Source organism: Gryllotalpicola protaetiae (assembly GCF_003627055.1).
GTDB classification, from domain to species: Bacteria; Actinomycetota; Actinomycetes; order Actinomycetales; family Microbacteriaceae; genus Gryllotalpicola; species Gryllotalpicola protaetiae.
Genome location: NZ_CP032624.1, coordinates 2,584,361 through 2,601,858 on the forward strand (window position 1 = coordinate 2,584,361; position 17,498 = coordinate 2,601,858).

The window sequence follows — 17,498 nt, forward strand, 5'->3', positions numbered from 1 at the left end:
GACTCCGTGACCCACGAGCCCGCGACCACTGCACGCCGGCGTTGGCCGGAGCAACTGATCTCGCTCCTCGTGCTTGTGGCGGTCGTGCTGGTCGCCAACGCCGTTTATCTGACGTACTCGAACCCCGATCCGCTCCTCAAGCGCAGCGGGCTCACCGTCACCTCTCCGGCGCCTCCCGTCGTCACGGGGTTCGCCACCATTGATCCGAACGATGGCTTCACCACCCAGGCGCTCGGAGTCGCATCCGTTCACCAGCTGCTCGATGGCAAGGTGCCGTTGTGGAATCACGACGAGGGGATCGGCGAACCGCTCGCGGGCGGCATGCAGGCGGCGTCGTTCTTCCCGTTCACCTGGCTCATGCTGCTGCCCAATGGCGTGCTGATATTCCACATGGTGCTCGAGCTCATCGCGGCGATCGGCACCTACCTGTTGCTCAAGCGGCTGCGGATCGCCCCGTGGATCGCCGTCACCGGCGGCGCCTTGTTTGCGCTCAACGGCGAGTTCGCGTGGCTGGCGAATGCGGTAGTCAACCCCATCGCCTTCCTGCCCTGGCTGATCTATGGCATCGAAAAAGCGCGTGAGTCGCAGAGCATCCTTCGCGCGCGCGGGTGGCTGATCGTCGGTGCGAGCGTCGCGCTGTCGTTGCTTGCCGGATTTCCCGAGGTCGCGTTCCTCGACACCCTGCTCGCGGGGGCATGGGCCCTCGTCCGGCTGCCGGCGGTTGAGCGCAAAGCCGCCTATCTGCTGTCGGTGGTGGCCGGCGGCGCGCTCGGCGTGGCGGTGGCCGCGCCGCTACTCGTGGCGTTCGTCGACTATCTACCTAACAGCTGGGCGGGTGCGCACAACGGCGGATTCGCGGGAACGTCGGTTCCGGCGCTCGGGATTCTGTCGTTCGCTCTTCCTTATATGCTCGGTCCGGTCTGGGGCTTGGCGGGCGCCGACTCCTCCGGGACGATCGCCGCGATCTGGGGCAACGTAGGCGGCTATGTCACGCTCGGTGCGGCCGGTGTCGCGGTGTTCGGTGCGGTGGCTCGCCGGCCGCCGCTCGGTCTGCGCATCTTGCTCGCCGCGTGGACGGTGTTCGCCGTCGCCCGCGTATACGGGGTGCCTGTCATCGGGCGGGTCTTCGACCTCATTCCGGGAGTGAGTTCGATCGCGGCCTATCGTTACCTGCCGGCATCCGTGTCGCTCGCCGTAATCGTGCTGGCCTGTCTCGGACTTCAGGCCATCTGGCAGCGCGAAGGCGCGCGATGGCTGCGCATCGTCGTCGCCGTCGTGTTCGGCGTGGGCGCGCTCGCGCTCGCCGCGTTGGCCACCCTGTTCGTGCACCGTCACGCCGTCGTTCCTCACATCGACATCTGGCTCGCGTTCTTCATCGTCGTGACCATGATCGTGATCGCCGCGGTGGTCGGCGCACTGCTCGGCTGGCGGCCCGCGCGGGTCGCGCTCGCCCCGATCCTCGTTCTCGAGGCGATCGGGATGTTCGTCGTTCCGCAGTTCGGCGCAACGCTGCGACCCGCGGCGGTCGACACGGCGCCCGTGTCCTTCCTGCAGCAGCATCTCGGCGACGCGCGGTTCTTCGGTCTCGGCATCCTGCAGCCGAACTACGGGTCCTACTACGGCATCGCCTCGATCAATGAGAACAACCTTCCTGTGCCGAAGACTTGGGCCGACTACATCGGGCCGAAGCTCGATCAGCTCGAGGGCCCGGTGTCATTCGACGGGCAATATGACGCGGATGCCACGGATGCGGTGACGCCGGTCAGCGAGTTCCTGCGCAACCTGTCCAACTACGAGCAACTCGGTGTGAAGTACGTCGTCGCCGGTAGTGAAATGATCACCGCAGACCAGGCCACCAAGGCGGGCTTGACCGTCGCGTTCTCTGACGCGACCACGAAGATCTACGAACTGCCGGCCCCTGCGCCGTACCTCTCGGCGCCCGGTTGCGACGTGCAGGCATCCAACCGGGACAGCGTCGTCGTCGACTGCGACGGCCCCGCCACTCTGACCAGACGCGAGCTCGCCTTCCCCGGCTGGAGCGCGCAGGTGGGCGGCGCGAGCGCGACGGTCGGGTCCTCCGGCATCTTCCAGATGGTTGCGGTGCCCGCCGGGCGCCACACCGTCAGCTTCCACTACTGGCCGCGCTGGTTCACGCCGGCACTCGGCGCCAGTGCCGCCGCGATCGTCGTCGGCATCGTGCTGCTCGTTCTGCAGCGCACCGTCTGGTCGACAGGCCGGGTAGCGACGGCAGGCGGCCGACGCGGGCGACGAGCTAATCGGGGTCCGTCAGCCTGAGATAGCGGTAGAACTCGCCTTTCAGCGCTCCGAGCTCGTGGTGCTGATTGGTCTCGTCGAGCACGAAGTCGATCTGCACGTCGGCTTTGACGAGGCGCCACCCCCGGCGACGCGCGAAGCCGCACATCCACAGGTCTTCGAGGAATGCGTAGTAGCGCGGCAGCGTGGTGAAGAAGGCCGGGTCCGACACGATGTCGAGGTCGCACACACTGCCGCCGGTGCCGACGTAGCTGGCGATCTCGCCCGGCAGTGCGGGCGTGCGCGCCCAGTAGTCGTTCTTCATCTTCCAAGCCCAGAACCCCGCGATCACGTGCGGGCCCGCGCTGGCGAGCAGGTCGTCGACGAACTCCGGCCGGATGTCCTCGTCGTCATCGAGCATGATGAAGCTTCCGCGTGCGCCCGCCTGCCACAGCTTGCGCGCAATGAAGAACCGCGCCAAGCCGCCGACGTTGAGGCGGCTGGTGTACAGCGCCACCTCGGTGAGCGAGCCGCTCGGCGTGAACGAAGCAACTCGCTCGCGATAGTGCCGCGCCTTGGCGGGCGCGTTGTTCCACAGCAGCAGCCGCACCGGACGGTGCTGGCGGTCGAGCTGCCTGAGTATGGCGTCGATTCGCTCCGGCCGGTTCCACAGGCACATGATGACGGGCACCGATGCCGGGTCCGCCGCCCCACGCTTCAGAGTGCTCAAGCGGAACAGGCCACGGCGGTAGCGGCCCATCGCTATGCGCCAGCGCAGCGCCGCGATCAGCCGTGCGGGGCGCAGCCTAGCGCGGAGCACCCGACCGACCGCCACGTCAGGCGCGGCGCCGGGTCGCGACGCGATTCACCGCGTCGACGATCCTGACCGATCTACGACCGCGCAGACCCTCGAGTGCGGCGCGGGTCGCGACCAGCTCGTCCGACAGCTGCTCGACGCGCTGGGCCAGCCTGTCCGCCCGCTCGTGAAGGGCTTCGCGTTCCGCCTGCCATTCCCGGCCGGCGCCCTCGATGTAGGCCTTCGCATCGGCGAACCTTTGATCGGCGTCGGCCGCGGTCGCGGCCAGGCGTTCGCCTTGAGTCGCGGCCAGGCCGCGCAGCAGGTCGACCATCTCGCTGGCGTCGTATTCGAGCTCATCGTCAGCTTGCTGCGGAAGCTTCTCGGCGCGGATCCTTGTCTCTTCGACGTACAAGCCATCCGCGATTCCGGCGTCGAGTTGCGCGGGCGTGAGGCTGCGAAGAAGGTAGGACGCGAGCAGGCGTCCTTCCTTCAGCAGTCTGTAGTCACGCATGCCGTGGTGGTTCGGGCTCGGTACGAGGTCCGGACTCGACTCGTATGCCTTCCCCGCGTTCTCGACCTTCCGGCGGAACTGGTCCCACGAGCGCCATGGGAAGTGCAGAACCTCAATGGACTCGGCCGCGCTGGGGGTGCCGCAGCTCGGGATGCTGACAGCGTGGTTCCCCTGTGCGACAACCACGCCGCTCGCGCCGATGTGCACCGCGTCCGCTGCGGAGTGGTCGCGCAGCCCGACGCCTCGCAGCATCGCAGTGGAGCGCAGGTCGCGATAGATGAGTCGCTCGAGCCCGGTGCCGCGTGCCGCTGGCAGCCCCGTCATGTCCTCGACATGCACCTCGAAGGCGCCGAACTCCCTCGGGTAGGTCTCGAACGCCGCATGGATCGAGTCGTGTGCGCGAGGCACCCAGAACTCGTCGGCATCGGCGTTGATCACCCAATCCGCGCCGTGCTCCGTGTACGCCTCGTTGGCCATGCGCGTGACGCAGCTGCTCTGCTGCTTCGCATGGACCGGATCGTGCATCAGCACGACGTCGTGCGCTGACGCGAGCCGTTCGAGGATCTCTGTCGTGCCGTCGATCGAGCCGTTGTCGGTGATCAGCATGGTGTCGACACCCTGCGCGAAGTGGTGCTCGACCATGGCCTCGATGACGTCCGCCTCATCGCGGACCATCATCGTCATGACCAAGCGCATGAGGGCTCCTTTCAGTCCGGCGAGCTAGGCGGATCGGCTCGGTCCCGACGCCTTGTTCTGTTCTGTGTTCAGCTCGCCGCGCACCGGGATCCGAGTGAGGTCGTCGTTGGCGAACTCGGACTCCGCGTACATCACGCCGTACGCGTCGGGGTGGTAGGGCGCCTTGAAGCTGCACGCTTGAGGCCAATCATGCAGATGGATGCCGTCCCAGCTCATGATCGACACGTTGACGAAGTAGCGCCCCTCGCCGAACCGCGCGTCCTTGAGCACGAACTTGATGCGTCGGGGGCCGTCGAGCGTTCCGGCGTGCACATCGAGCCACTTCATGCTCGTGCCGATCACCGGCAGGCCCTGCACGTTGTCGATCTGCACCGCGATCTGCCAGTCGTCCGTCGGCTGATCGGTGTCCAGGTCGACCTCGACGATGAGTTCGTCGCCCGCCTGTACGGCTTCTTCCGTTCCTCGGCCGTTGGCATATGCTCGCGCCGCGACCGTGCGCGGACCGGTGTAGACAGGGATGTCCGCGGCCTCGTCTTCCTTGCGGCGGCGGCCTTCGAGGATCGTGCGGAACTGTTCGACCGCCGCGTGCGGGTCGCCGTCGATGACGACGGAGCCCTGGTTGAGGAGGACCGCACGGTCGCACAGCTCCATGACCTGGCCGAGGTTGTGGGTGACGAGGACGATGGTCCGGCCCTCACGCTGGAACGCGCGGATCTTGTCGAGGCACTTGCGCTGGAACGCCTCGTCGCCGACCGCGAGCACTTCGTCGACCAGCAGGATGTCGGGGTCCGTATGGACGGCGACGGCGAACGCGAGTCGCACGTACATGCCGGACGAGTAGAACTTGACCTGAGTGTCGATGAACTTCCCGATGCCGCTGAACTTGACGATCTCGTCGAAGCGCTCCTCGGTCTCGGCCTGGCTCAAGCCGAGGATCGACGCGTTGAGGAAGACGTTCTCGCGCCCGGTCAGGTCTGGGTGGAATCCCGCGCCCAGTTCGAGGAGTGCAGCGACGCGCCCGCGGTGCGCCACTGACCCGCTCGTGGGATCGAGGATGCCGCCGATCACCTTGAGCAGCGTGCTCTTGCCCGAGCCGTTGTGCCCGATCAGGCCGATGGTCGTCCCCGCCTCGATCGTGAGGTCGACCTCGTGCAGAGCCCAGAACTCTTCCTTGTAGCGACGGCCGCTGCGGCCGAAGGTCACGAGGCGCTCTTTCAAGGAGTTGTCCTTGCGGATCGTGAACTTCTTCGAGACATCTCGGACTTCGATGACGGTGGGGGACTTGGCCACGGCGTTCGGCTTTCTGGGTGGTCGACTAGAGCTCTTGGGCGAAGTTGCCCTGCAGCCGGGCGAAGACCCGCTGGCAGAGAACGACGAGCACCAGGCCGATGACGAATGAGATCAGCAACCGCAGCATGAGGTGGCCGGGGTAGACGACCGCGCCGCCATCGCCGGCGAGCCAGAAGGCCTTCTGGAAGCCCATGACCGACACGGTGATCGGATTCGCCACATAGATGTCGCTGAGCGGCTGCCCGACGGTCCCGGCGACCATCTCCCAGGAGTACAGAATCGGGGACGCCCACATCAAGACCATCAGCGCGACCTCGACGAGGTACTGGATGTCGCGCAGATACACATTGATCGCAGCAAAGAGCAGGGCGAGCGCGGTGCCATAGGTCAAGAGGACCAGCAGCGCCGGGATGAAGTAGATGATGTTTGCCGAGATCGGCGGCTTGCCGACGAGCAGGGTCGCGATGATCAGAATGACGAGCTGGATGCCGAAATTGAACAGCGCGGACCCGACGCTGGCCAGCGGAAAGACCTCGCGCGGCAGGTAGATCTTCTTGATCAGACCGGAGTTCACGACGATCGAGCTCGTTCCGCTCGACACGATCTCGCTGAACAGACCGTATGCCGCGAGGCCGGTGAAGACGTAGACCGCGAAGTCCGGAATGCCGCGTGCGGCGCCGAGGAAGTGGCCGACGACGACGAAGTAGATGAAGAGCTGCGTCAGCGGGCGGATCAGCGTCCACAGGAATCCGAGCCCGCTGTCCTTGTACTTGGACTTGAGGTCGCGACGGACGAGAAGGCCGAGCATCTCGCGCTGCTTCAGCACGTCTCGCAGTGCCGCCCAGCTCGCGCCGAGCGACGCGGAGTGCGAGGTGACGAGCGTCATCGGCTGCTCAGCAAGAGCGGCGAACCGTTCTTGGGGTGTCATGGATGGAGGCCTCCCGGTTGAGAACCGCTTGAGTATATCCACGGGCTCTGGGCGGTCCCCGGAACGGCCGCGTGCCCGCACCCTAGACTTAATCCGGTCCGCAGCGCGCCGCGCGCGCCGGGCCTACCAAGACGAGGGGAATTGATGCTGAGGGAACTCCGCACTCGGGTCGTCGGGAGCCTTCGCGTGCGGCTGTCGGCCGATTCGCTCACCGGCGCCTATGCACGGGTCGCATATCGCGTCGCCAGGCAGACCAGGGACTACGGTCGCGTGGCTCGCGCTGAGGCGCTGAGCAAGCGGCCGCAGAGCGTCGACAGGCTGTACGCGGAGGTGCTCGCCGGCCAGCTCGCGCGTCGTCGGTCGCACGAGCATGTGGCTGACCTCACTCGATTCGTCGTCGTCGTCGAGTCCAACGGGAAGGCCGAAGACGCGGCCCGCACCGGAGAGTCCATCGCGCGGCAGAACGACGTCTTCGCCGTCATGATCGAACAGCCGGGCGGGACACCCCTCGCCGACTCCGTCGCGGCGGCGGCTGAGCATGACGCGCACTTCGTGATGTTCTTGGCGGCGGGCTCGGAACTTGCCGAGGATGCGCTGGTCGAGATCGCACGGTCGCACCGCGTCGACCCGGCCGCAAAGCTGCTGACGTTCGACACCGATCTGTTCGGGCACGGCGCGGACCGGTTGCCTGGTCGCTTCCGGCCCGGCTGGTCGCCGGAGACGCTCCTCGGTGCTAATTACATCGGGCGCGCGTTCGCCTTCGAGCTGTCCAGAGCCCGGACCGCAGTGGGGGAGGCGAAGCTCAATGACCGCGGGATCTGGCGGATGCTGCTCGGCGCGGGCTTCGCGGATCGTGAGGTGATGCACGTCGGGCATGTGCTCCTGACCGAGCACTCGGACCCGTCCGTCTCTCTGCCCACAGAGGCCGATGCGCAGATGGTTGAAGATGTGCTCGCCGAGCGCGGCGAGCGTGCCGCGGTCGAGCTGTCGGGCGGCATCCTGCGAGCGCGATTCCAGTCGGAGACCGCGGCGACGGTTCAGATCGTGATCCCGACGCGGCACTCGCGACGCAACCTCGAGCGGCTGCTGCCGACGCTCGCCGCCACCGATTACCCCGCCTTCACCGTCACCATCTTCGACAACGGCGAGCAGAGCGAAGAGAACGTCCGGTGGTACGAGGAATCCCAGTTCGGTGTGAGTCTCGAGATCACATGGTGGTCTGAGACCCCGTTCAACTATTCGCGGGTCAACAACGTCGCAGCGGCGACAAGCGACTCCGATGTGATCGTGTTCCTGAACGACGACACTGAGATCGTCGACCCCACCTGGCTCAGCGAGCTCGTGGGTCACCTCCTCAGGCCCGGCGTCGGCACCGTCGGGTTCCAGCACCGCCGCGATGACGGCACGATTCAGCACGGCGGAGTCGTGATCGGCCCGGGCGGCACCGCCGACAACATCTTCAACGGCCTTCCCGACGGAAGCAACACGCTCATCGGGCCGACTCTCTGGTACCGCGACTCGCTCGCCGTCACCGCCGCGTGCGTGGCGGTTCGTCGATCCGACTTCGACGCGGCCGGCGGCTTCGACGAGCGCTTCATCCTATGCGGCAGCGATGTCGCACTCGGTCTCGACCAGGTGATCGCCGGGCGGCGCAACGTCGTCATCCCCTTCGATTCGGTGCGCCACTACGAGTCGATCACTCGCGGCAGCTCCGTGCCGTACGAGGACTTCTTCGCGACGTACTGGCGGTACGCGCCGTGGCTGCGCAACGGCGACCCCTATTGGCCGGCGGTGCTGTCGCGATCGTCCTCGACTCCGAGGCTGGCCGGACACAACGAGCCGGTACCGGTGCGCCAGTTGCAGGAGGCGCTCGGCCGACCGCACATCGTGGTGAAGCAGAACATGGGCATCGCCGAGGAAGCGGTCGGCCTGCTCGGCACTGCTTCGGTCTCGCGAGAGGCCGTCGAGGCGATCGCGGCGCAGCACGCAGGCCTCGTCGGGCGCCGCGCGGTGCAGACCATCAACTGGTACATCCCCGACATCGACATGCCGTTCTTCGGCGGCCTCAATACGGCATTCCGCATTGCGGACAAGCTTCGTCGTGACCATGGCGTGCGCAACCGGTTCATCATGCTCGCCGCGCCGAACGAGCTGTATGTGCGCTCCGCACTGGACGCGGCCTTCGACGGCCTGGGAACGGCCTCCGACATCGTGTTCTACACCGGCCACGACGACGAGCTCGCGGCGCTGCCTCCGGCGGACGCAGGAATCGCCACGCTCTGGCTCACCGCGGCGCACCTGGCCAAGACTCCGGGCGTCGACCGGAAGTTCTATCTGGTGCAGGATTACGAGTCGGCGTTCTACCCGGCGAGCACGATGTTCGCGATGACCGAGCAGACCTATCAGCTCGGCCTCTACGGCATCTGCAACACCGCGAGCATGCACGACACCTACACGCGCGAGTTCGGCGGCAAGGCGATGTTCTTCTCGCCAGCGGTCGATCGCTCGGTGTATCACGCCGACGGTCGGCGCGAGAAGGACCCGGACGAGCCCGTGACGATCTTCGTTTACGCGCGGGACCACTTCCGCAACTGCTGGGAGCTGGCCGGAGCCGCGCTGACCGAGATCAAGAGAAGGCACGGTCACCGTGTTCGCATCATCGCAGCCGGCGCGCGCTACCTTCCGCCGAGCACCGACTTCATCGACATGGGTCTGCTTGACTACCGGGCGACCGGTGCGCTCTACCGCGAGACAGACATCGGTCTGACGATGCAGATCTCCCGGCATCCGTCGTACCTGCCGCTCGAGCTGATGGCCTCCGGTGTGCCGATGGTCGCGCCCGACAGCCATTGGTTCCGCTGGCTGTTCCACGACGGCGAGGACTCGGCGCTCTCGATGATGACGCTCGACGACGTCGTGGAGCAGCTCGACCGCCTCGTGACGGACGTCGAGTTCAGGCGCCGGCTCTCGGCGGGCGCCCTGGCGACGATCGATCGCGGTCACGGCGACTGGGACGCGGCCCTCTCCGGGATCTACGATTACCTGTCGGACCCCGAGCAGGGCTAGACCCCGCGGTCGCACTGCAGTCCGTTGGCCGTCGCGGGACTCGCCGGGACGCCCTGGCGCCCAGGCTGGGGCGCTCGGTTAGTCTCGACACGCTATTCGCGTCGGGCAGCGCCCGTTGCGGCGTCCATCGGCCAGAGGCCGGGCCCGAGAGGAAGTCGAATGAGCGTGAAGCGCGTCCTCGCGCGAACGTTGGCCGGCAGCATTGCGGCCATCTGCGTCGCCGCGACCCTCGCGCTGCTTCCCGGCTCGCCCGCCCAGGCGCTGTCGGCGGCTGACTGGGACCCGGGCGACATCATCTCCGACGCGACGCTCTACGACTCGGGCTCGATGAGCACGGACGCGGTCCAGGCGTTCCTCAATGCTCGCGAGGGCGGATGCACTGCCGCCAACGGGTACCCGTGTCTCAAGGACTACCACGAGTCGACCCCCACCACCGCCGCAGCGAGCGGGTGCGGCCAGTACGGCGGAGTCGCGAGCGAGTCTGCGGCGAGCATCATCGCGCACGTCGGCCAGACATGCGGGATCAATCCGCGGGTTCTCATCGTCATGCTCGAGAAGGAGCAGGGGCTGGTGACGAGCGTCGCGCCGACGTCGTCCGGCTACGCACACGCGATGGGCTACAACTGCCCGGACACGGCGCCCTGCTCGTCCGCGACCGCGGGCTTCTTCAAGCAGGTCTATGGCGCAGCCTGGCAGCTGAAATACTACTCGGCGCATCCGAACAGCTACCAGTACAAGATCGGCGCGAGCTACGTCCAGTACAACCCGAACGCCGGGTGCGGCGGCACGACGGTCCAGATCAAGAACCAGGCGACGGCAGACCTCTATATTTACACGCCGTACCAGCCGAACGCGGCCGCTCTCGCCAACCTCAACGGCGTGGGCGACAGCTGCTCGGCGTACGGCAACCGCAACTTCTGGGTCGACTACAACGCGTGGTTCGGCAACCCCGGCTGGGGCACGAGCCCGGTCGGCAGCCTGGACAGTGCCGCTGCCGGATTGAACAGGGTCGAGCTCTCCGGCTGGGCGGTGGACCCTGACAGCCAGTCGCCGATCGATGTCCACGTCTACCTCGACGGCCAGTGGTTCGCGCAGTCGATCGCGTCGGTGTCGCGCCCGGACGTCGGCGCATCGATGCCGTGGTACGGGGCGAACCACGGCTTCGACATCACCGTCGGGCTGCCTGCGGGTACGCATCAGTACTGTGTGTACGGCATCAGCGGCACGGGGCACGCGAATGCCCTGATCGGATGCCGCACGGTGACGAGCCTGCCTGACAACCCGACGGGCAATTTCGAGTCGCTCAGCCTCGGCTCGACCTCGAGTCGCACCGCGACGGTGACGGGTTGGGCGGTCGACGGCAACACGTCAGACCCCATCGACGTCCACTTCTATGTGAACGGCCGGTGGACGGCCATGCTGACCGCCGACGGCAACCGGCCGGACGTGGCGCGCGCGATGCCCGGCATCGGCGCGGCCCATGGATTCTCCGGTCAGCTCACGCTGCCGACCGGCACGGACGTCGTGTGCGCCTACGGGATAAACACGGGTGCGGGCACGACCAATCCACAACTCGGCGGCTGTCGGACCGTCGTCGTCGGCACGGGAGCCCCGCAGGGCAACTTCGAGGGCGTCGCCTATGTGAACGGACGCGCGCAGGCGACCGGCTGGGCGTTCGATCCCGACCAGTCAGGGCCGATCTCGGTCAAGGTCACGGTCAACGGCGTGGCCGCGGCCACCGGCACGGCTGACGGTAATCGGCCCGACGTCGCCAACGCGCTGCCCGGCTACGGCGCTGCGCACGGCTTCTCCGTCCAGGCCGTCATCCCGTTCGGCACGAGCACCGTGTGCGTCATCGCAGGCAACGTCGGCGCGGGGAGCGACAAGACGCTGGGATGCCGCACGGTGTCGACGCCGTCCGGGCCGCCGTACGGCAACTTCGAGGGCGCCACGGTCGCCAACGGGAAGGCGACGGTGACGGGCTGGGCGATCGATCCCGACACGGCGGGCCCGGCGACGATCAAGGCCACCGTCGGGTCTCAGACCGTCGGCACATTCACGGCCGGCTCCACTCGCGCCGATGTCGCTGCCGCGTTTCCCGCCTATGGCACCTCCCACGGCTTCAGCCAGAGCCTCACGATCCCCGTCGGAACCAACAGCCTCTGCCTCACGGCGGTGAACGTCGGACCCGCAGCAGCGGACACGTCGTTGGGCTGCAAGACGGTGTCGACGGCGACGGGCTCGCCGCAGGGCAATCTCGAGACGGCGACCGTCGGCGTCGATACCGTCGCCTTTTCCGGCTGGGCGGTTGACCCGGACCAGGCCGCTCCCATCACGGTCAGAGTGACCGTGGACGGGAAGGCGACGCAGACCACCGCCGACGTCTCGCGTCCCGATGTCGCCGCCGTTTACCCGGGTTACGGCGCGGCCCACGGGTTCAGTGCGACCGTGCCGACGATCGTCGGATCGCACCAGGTGTGTGTCACCGCGGTGAACGCCGGCCCGGCATCCGCAGACACCTCACTGGGATGCAAGACACTCGTCGTCACCTCCGGCAACCCGATCGGGAACTTCGAGAAGGCCGTCGTCCAGGGTGCCTCGGTCGAGGTCGTCGGCTGGACTGTCGACGGCGATCAGGCGACGACCCCCCTTTCCGTTCGTGTGTACATCAACGGCGCCGACGCGGGTGGCCTCACGGCTTCGGTCGACCGGCAGGACGTCGCGACGCAACTCTCAGCGCTCAATGCGGGTCCGGCCCACGGTTACGATGGCACGGTGCCGATACCTGCTGGAGAGTCGTCCGTCTGCGTCTTCGCGATGAATGTTGGGCCTGGCACCGCGAACACGCTGCTCGGCTGCACCAATGTCACGCGCTGAGTCGGCGGTCGAGCTCGGCGCGGTCTCGACGCTCGGAGTCGGTGCGCGTCGGCCCGTCCTGTTCCTGCTGATCGCATGGGCCAGTGCGTTCGTGGTGTTCTTCGCGTGGGTGATCGCGACGCCGGTCGCCGCGTCGCCCGATGAGAACGCGCACCTCGTAAAGGCTGCAGGGGTGGTGCGCGGCCAGCTCACGGGTGAAGCGACCCACGACGCGTCGATCCGCGACTTCACGCTGCCGAGCACGTTCGCACAGCTCGGCGAGGCGCCGAACTGCTTCGCCTTCAGGCCGGACACGACGGCTGACTGTTCCGTCGGTGTGACGCACCGACTGCCGGATACGACCACGACGGCGCAGTCTTGGGTCGGCAACTACAACCCGCTGTACTACGCGGTGGTCGGCCTGCCGACCCTGTTCATCGGCGGTACCGCAGGGGCACTGGCATCCCGAACCGTCTCAGCGCTGCTCGCGAGCCTGTTCGTCGCGCTGGCATTCTGGGGCGTGTGCTTCTTTGCACGCCGCGGGCTGATCACGCTCTCCTTATTCGTCGCGCTGACCCCGGCCGCCTACTTCCTCGGAGCGATGGTGACGCCGAGCGGAACCGAGTCCATCTCCGTGCTGACGTTCGCGGTGCTGTTCGCCGGGCTCCTGATCGCGCCAGACGCGCCGCTGTTCCGTGCACGCGTCATCGCGTGCACGGTGGTCGCGGGCATCGCGGTCAACCTGCGCGCACTGTCGCCAATCTTCGTGCTGACCGTCGTGCTGTGCCTGCTCATCGCGCTGCCGTGGCGCAGCTACGCCGCCGTGGTGCGACGCCGATCGATCTGGGTGGCGGTCGTCGTGATTGGCGTTCTGACGGTGGGCGCAGGCATCTGGACAGTGACCAGCGGCTTATTCGGCGGATTCCTGCCATCAATGGACCCGACCAGGGACTCCCCGGCGCGGGCGTTCGAGGTGACGCTCCTCAATACGCCGCAGTATGCCCGCGACTTCATCGGGACGTTCGGGTGGCTCGACACCGTGTCACCGGCGTTGGTGACCATGATCTGGGCGCTGCTCGCCGGCCTCTTCATCGGCATCGGCCTGCTTTTCGGCACGCGTCGGGCCGGGCTCGCGATCGGCTTCGCGGCGTTCGTCTTCCTGTTCCTGCCGCCGCTGAGCCAGGCGCAATCGGTCCAGAGCGTCGGCTACATCTGGCAGGGCCGCTACATCCTCCCGGTGTTCACTGCCGGGGTGTTCCTCTGCGCGCTGTTCGCGTCCCGGTTCGGGTCGACCGACCGCGGCGCCGGGGCCAACCGCCTGATCCTCCTCGTGGGGGTGCCGACGGCCGTGCTTCACCTCGCCGCGTTCTTCACCGCCCTGCATCGCTATTCGGTCGGCCAGTCGCTGCCGTATTTGTGGGCGTTCACCGCCCCCAAATGGCAGCCCGCGATCGGCAACGTCGGTGTCCTCGTGCTCGTCTCGATCGGCCTGGCCGCTGTGGTGCTCGTCGCACGGTGGACGGTCGGCGGCCGCCCGGCCACCCCTCTGGCGATCCGCTCAGACGTGGCGAACTAGAGTTGAGGGGATGACTGCCACAGCTTCCCTAGGGACGGTCTCGGTCGTTCTCGTGAACTTCCGCGGAGTCGACGACACCCTGCACGCCGTTTCCCGCTTGCGCGAGCTGGGGTGGCCGGGCCTCGAGATCGTCGTCGTCGAGAACGCTTCGGGCGACGGCAGTCTCGAACGGCTCAAGGCAGAAGCGGGCGACATTGTGCTGGTGGAATCCAAGACCAATCTCGGGTTCGCGGGTGGGTGCAACCTGGGCGTGCGCTCGGCGACCGGCCAGTACCTCGCATTCCTGAACAACGATGCTCGCCCGGACGAGAACTGGATCGCCGCCGCTGTCGACCGCTTCGCGGCCGACACGCGCGTCGGAGCGGTCGCGAGCCGTGTCCTCGATTGGGAGGGCAAGAACGTCGACTTCGTCGAGGCAGGTCTCACCTGGTACGGGATGGGCTACAAGCCGCTCACCGGCGAAGCGGTGCCGAAGTGTGAGCCGGGGACCCACGACGTGCTGTTCGGCACCGGTTCGGCGATGTTCGTGCGGCGCGACGTCTTCGATCGTCTCGGCGGTTTTGACGAGCGCTACTTCATGTTCTTCGAGGATGTCGATCTTGGCTGGCGGCTGAACCTGCTCGGCTATCGGTTCGTGTACGAGCCCGCGTCGCTCGCGTTCCACAAGCACCACGCGTCGATGGAGTCGTACGGTCGCTTCAAGGAGCAGTTCCTCCTCGAGCGCAACGCTCTCTACACCCTGTACAAGAACCTCGACGACGAGTCGCTCGCGCGCACCCTAGCGCCCGCGATGGCGCTCGCCATCCGGCGCTCGACCGTCCGGGCTGGGGCGGATTCCGCCGAACTCGAGCTCGTCAGAGGGGGCAGCGACGACAGGGTCGCCCCCGTTTCCCGCGATCTCCTCGCCGGTGCCTACGCGATCGATCAGTTCGTCGAGAACCTGGACTCGCTGCGGCAGTCCCGCGAGTCGATTCAACGCGACCGGGTCGTGACGGATGCCCGAATGCGACACCTCTTCGGCGAGCAGGATGTGCCGGCGGCCAGCGAGGACAGCTATCTGGAGGGCTACTCTGCCCTCACCGAGGCATTCCCCGTGTTCGAGCAGCCGCAAGCCACACGGGTGCTGATCATCACGGGCGACCCGATCGGCACGAAGATGGCCGGCCCGGCGATCCGGGCGTGGGCGATGGCCGAGGCCCTTTCGCGCGACAACGTGGTGACGCTCGTCTCGCTCGCCCGGGTCGAGGAGCGCGACGCGCCGTTCGCGCTCGAGCATGTGCGCCCGGGTGACGAGCGCGCGATGCGCCGGCTCGAGGCGGACAGCGACGTCATCGTGTTCCAGGGGCTCGCGATGGCGCTGTTCGACGTGCTGCGCAAGAGCAGCAAGATCATCGTGGCCGACATCTACGACCCGATGCACCTCGAGCAGCTCGAGCAGAGCCGCGAGCTGGGCGAGGCGGAATGGACGCGGCACGTCAGCGACGCCACGGATGTCCTCAATGAGCAGCTCGAGCGCGGGGATTTCTTCCTCTGCGCATCCGAGCGCCAGCGGCACTTCTACCTGGGCCAGCTCGCTGCATTGGGCCGACTGAACCCGAAGGTCTACGAAAACGACCCTGATCTGACTCAGCTGATCGACGTTGTGCCGTTCGGCCTGTCGTCGACGCCTCCTGTGCACGAGCGCGCCGTTCTCAAGGGGGTCGTACCCGGGATCGGCGAAGACGACAAGGTGCTGCTGTGGGGCGGCGGCTTGTACAACTGGTTCGATCCGAAGACGCTCATCCGCGCAGTCGCGGCCCTCGCGGAGACACGACCCCAGGTACGCCTCCTCTTCCAGGGCACCAAGCACCCGCATCCCGGCGTTCCGGAGATGCAGATCGTCGCCGAGTCGCGCGCGCTTGCCGCCGAGCTAGGAGCGCTTGGGAAGAACGTCTTCTTCAACGACTCGTGGGTCGATTACGCCGACCGGCAGAACTATCTCACCGAGGCGGATGCCGGCGTCAGCACACATTTCGCTCACGTCGAGACGACATTCTCGTTTCGCACTCGGATCCTCGATTACCTCTGGGGCGGGCTGCCGATGGTCGTCACCGCGGGCGATCACTTCGCCGAGTTGGTCGAACGCGAGAAGCTAGGCATCGTCGTCGGCGCCGAAGACCTCGAGGGGCTGACGGCTGCACTCGACAAGGTGCTGTTCGACGAGCGCTTCGCCGCGACCGCCAAGAGGAATGTCGCGCGGGTCCGCCAGCGCTTCTACTGGGAGGCCGTGCTCGAGCCGCTGACCGCATTCGTCGCGGCCGGCCGGCACGCGCCCGACCTGGTCGCCTCGGGCCGGGTGTCCGCAGAGCGGCCGAACGCACGCAAGCCGCGCAGGCGCCGCGGGCTGATGCACGACCTCTCGCTCGTCGCGTTCTACCTGCGCAACGGAGGGCCGGTCACGGTGGTCCGCAAGGCTGTTCGCAGGCTCACCCGCTGACGCGCCGGCGAGGCGCGGTCTACCTCGTCGATTAAGCTGATCAGCGATCGATCTCGCCACGCGGGCGAGTCCGCCTGCTCTGGAGCCACGCACCCCATGTACGACGACCTCAAGATCGCAGCCATCGTCCCCTGTCACAACGAAGAGGTCGCCGTCGGCAAGGTGGTGGCCGACCTGCGTGCGGCCGTTCCAGGCATGGACATCTACGTCTACGACAACAACTCGAACGACGCGACCACTGAGCGCGCGCTCGAGGCGGGGGCGATCGTCCGCCACGAGACTGTCAAGGGCAAAGGCAACGTGGTGCGGCGCGCGTTCGCCGACATCGATGCGGACATCTACGTGATGGTCGACGGCGACGACACCTATGACGCGAGCGCCCTTCCGAAGATGATCGACGCGTTGCTCGAGGGGCCCCTCGACCATGTTCTCGGCGTGCGCGAGCAGGTGAGCGAGACCGCCTACCGTCCGGGCCACGAGGCGGGCAACCGCGCATTCAACAACCTCGTCAGCTCGATCTTCGGCACGCGGGTCACCGACATGCTGAGCGGATACCGCGTGTTCTCCCGACGGTTCGTCAAGTCGTTCCCCGCGGTATCGCGCGAGTTCGAGATCGAGACGGAGCTGACCGTCCATTCGTCGAGCCTGAGGGTGCCGCAGACCGAGATCACGGTCGGCTTCAAGGATCGTGCAGAGGGCAGCGAGAGCAAACTCAACACGTATCGCGACGGCATCAAGATCCTCAGCCTGATCGTGCAGCTCGTCCGCCACGAGCGACCGGTCCTGTTCCACAGCATCGTTGGAGCCGTCGTCTTCGCCGTTGCTCTCGTGGTCGGCATCCCGGTGATCGTCGAGTTCTTCGAGACCAGCACGATCACCAGATTCCCGTCGGCTGTTCTCGCGTCGTCTCTCGCCATCCTCGCGGCGTTGACGTTACTGCTCGGCTTCACCCTCGACGGCATCACCCGCTCGCGCCGCGAGAACGCGCGGCTGAGCTACCTGCGCTACCCGGCGCCGTCCCGCCCAGACGAACGGCTGTCGGACTGA

10 protein-coding genes are annotated in these 17,498 nt (G+C 67.0%); 6 read left to right on the forward strand and 4 right to left on the reverse strand.

Translation table 11 applies throughout. The features are described from left to right. The first annotated feature begins 6 nt into the window (after positions 1 to 6). Entirely contained in the window at positions 7 to 2,295 is a 2,289-nt protein-coding gene (locus tag D7I44_RS12560; RefSeq protein WP_120789804.1) for a glycosyltransferase family protein, read from the forward strand. Here D7I44_RS12560 and D7I44_RS12565 read toward each other — a convergent pair. The 4 genes from D7I44_RS12565 to D7I44_RS12580 all read right to left on the reverse strand — a co-directional run bounded on the left by D7I44_RS12565 (position 2,273) and on the right by D7I44_RS12580 (position 6,477). Next, entirely contained in the window at positions 2,273 to 2,983 is a 711-nt protein-coding gene (locus D7I44_RS12565) for a hypothetical protein (protein WP_162940262.1), read from the reverse strand. The genes D7I44_RS12560 and D7I44_RS12565 overlap by 23 nt on opposite strands. Before the next feature lie 106 nt (positions 2,984 to 3,089). Then, positions 3,090 to 4,259, reverse strand: coding sequence for a glycosyltransferase family 2 protein (locus D7I44_RS12570; RefSeq protein ID WP_120789806.1), 1,170 nt, complete (start codon positions 4,257 to 4,259; stop codon positions 3,090 to 3,092). A gap of 24 nt (positions 4,260 to 4,283) precedes the next feature. Further along, complete coding sequence (locus D7I44_RS12575; protein ID WP_120789807.1) at positions 4,284 to 5,549, reverse strand: ABC transporter ATP-binding protein; 1,266 nt, start codon at positions 5,547 to 5,549, stop codon at positions 4,284 to 4,286. Between the two features lie 25 nt (positions 5,550 to 5,574). Next, positions 5,575 to 6,477: an ABC transporter permease gene (locus D7I44_RS12580; RefSeq protein WP_120789808.1), complete on the reverse strand. Its 903-nt coding sequence runs from the start codon at positions 6,475 to 6,477 to the stop codon at positions 5,575 to 5,577. 144 nt (positions 6,478 to 6,621) lie between these two features. On the opposite strand from D7I44_RS12580, the gene D7I44_RS12585 reads away from it, so the two are divergent. The 5 genes from D7I44_RS12585 to D7I44_RS12605 all read left to right on the forward strand — a co-directional run bounded on the left by D7I44_RS12585 (position 6,622) and on the right by D7I44_RS12605 (position 17,498). Then, positions 6,622 to 9,543, forward strand: coding sequence for a rhamnosyltransferase WsaF family glycosyltransferase (locus tag D7I44_RS12585; protein ID WP_120789809.1), 2,922 nt, complete (start codon positions 6,622 to 6,624; stop codon positions 9,541 to 9,543). A gap of 159 nt (positions 9,544 to 9,702) precedes the next feature. Beyond that, positions 9,703 to 12,420, forward strand: coding sequence for a hypothetical protein (locus tag D7I44_RS12590; protein ID WP_120789810.1), 2,718 nt, complete (start codon positions 9,703 to 9,705; stop codon positions 12,418 to 12,420). Continuing rightward, positions 12,407 to 13,975, forward strand: coding sequence for a DUF2142 domain-containing protein (locus D7I44_RS12595; RefSeq protein ID WP_162940263.1), 1,569 nt, complete (start codon positions 12,407 to 12,409; stop codon positions 13,973 to 13,975). Before D7I44_RS12590 ends, D7I44_RS12595 begins: the two co-directional genes overlap by 14 nt. 10 nt (positions 13,976 to 13,985) lie before the next feature. Continuing rightward, positions 13,986 to 16,451 carry a glycosyltransferase gene (locus tag D7I44_RS12600; protein WP_120789812.1) on the forward strand — a complete coding sequence of 822 codons (2,466 nt, stop codon included), beginning with the start codon at positions 13,986 to 13,988 and terminating at the stop codon, positions 16,449 to 16,451. Between the two features lie 96 nt (positions 16,452 to 16,547). After that, a complete protein-coding gene (locus tag D7I44_RS12605; RefSeq protein WP_120789813.1) occupies positions 16,548 to 17,498 on the forward strand; it encodes a glycosyltransferase in 951 nt (316 codons plus the stop codon).

Excerpts from the sequence above, each read along its gene's own strand:
- D7I44_RS12600 (WP_120789812.1), top strand. The coding sequence starts at position 13,986 with ATGACTGCCACAGCTTCCCTAGGGACGGTCTCGGTCGTTCTCGTGAAC.
- D7I44_RS12605 (WP_120789813.1), top strand. The coding sequence starts at position 16,548 with ATGTACGACGACCTCAAGATCGCAGCCATCGTCCCCTGTCACAACGAA.
- D7I44_RS12595 (WP_162940263.1), top strand. The coding sequence starts at position 12,407 with ATGTCACGCGCTGAGTCGGCGGTCGAGCTCGGCGCGGTCTCGACGCTC.
- D7I44_RS12580 (WP_120789808.1), bottom strand. The coding sequence starts at position 6,477 with ATGACACCCCAAGAACGGTTCGCCGCTCTTGCTGAGCAGCCGATGACG.
- D7I44_RS12590 (WP_120789810.1), top strand. The coding sequence starts at position 9,703 with ATGAGCGTGAAGCGCGTCCTCGCGCGAACGTTGGCCGGCAGCATTGCG.
- D7I44_RS12570 (WP_120789806.1), bottom strand. The coding sequence starts at position 4,259 with ATGCGCTTGGTCATGACGATGATGGTCCGCGATGAGGCGGACGTCATC.
- D7I44_RS12585 (WP_120789809.1), top strand. The coding sequence starts at position 6,622 with ATGCTGAGGGAACTCCGCACTCGGGTCGTCGGGAGCCTTCGCGTGCGG.